Here is a 585-nt window from a genome sequence, read left to right as displayed (position 1 = left end):
AGTCTGAGAGCGTCCTAAAAGTCTTTAAAAATCTTTAAAAGTAAAAAATATGTTTTTATATTAAATAATAGGAAAAAAGCTCAAGAACTGACGGATTTGAGATGATAATATGAGCGACCAATCACTTATAAAACTGATCAGTAGCTCAAAACGCTATGGTCAATTTACTCGGTATCAATCTTTATTCTCATAGTTCGGATTAAGCTTTGATCTTTGAAAATCTTCAAAAGCACGGTCAAAGATATTTTGAATATCTTCGTCTGTCATTCTGGACAACCCTGTTTTCACATTCTCAATATCAGTCTCATTTTTTGTAGATAGTTTGTCTTCATTTTCAGTAGCCATTATCGACACATCTGTAAACACTTATCAAACCGTTGCTAAAAAGCCTAGAAACCACTCTTATATACGTTTTACGCTCTGTCCGATACGATGGTAGCTAAAGCTATCCTAAAACGCTTAAAACAGCCGATAACCGTCTCCTAACCTTTCGCTAATTAGTAGACGATCCAGCTGTACCTTCAATTAGGCGATTTCGAGTAGCTACTGTGATGATGAATAAATATCAAGCAATGAACCGAGGTC

The 585-nt window shown here is 35.2% G+C and carries 1 protein-coding gene; it reads right to left on the bottom strand.

The window, feature by feature from the left end; translation table 11 throughout:
- Positions 1-174 precede the first annotated feature (174 nt).
- Complete coding sequence (locus tag JMX93_RS14280) at positions 175-345, bottom strand: hypothetical protein (RefSeq protein ID WP_443523568.1); 171 nt, start codon at positions 343-345, stop codon at positions 175-177.
- Positions 346-585 lie beyond the last annotated feature (240 nt).

It is taken from the genome of Psychrobacter muriicola 2pS (assembly GCF_904846535.1).
GTDB classification, from domain to species: domain Bacteria; phylum Pseudomonadota; class Gammaproteobacteria; order Pseudomonadales; family Moraxellaceae; genus Psychrobacter; species Psychrobacter aquimaris.
Note: the sequence above shows the minus strand (reverse complement) of the source record. Positions and strands in the feature narration are given on the sequence as shown.

Coding starts and splice junctions, on each gene's coding strand:
- JMX93_RS14280 (WP_443523568.1), bottom strand. CDS start 345: ATGGCTACTGAAAATGAAGACAAACTATCTACAAAAAATGAGACTGAT.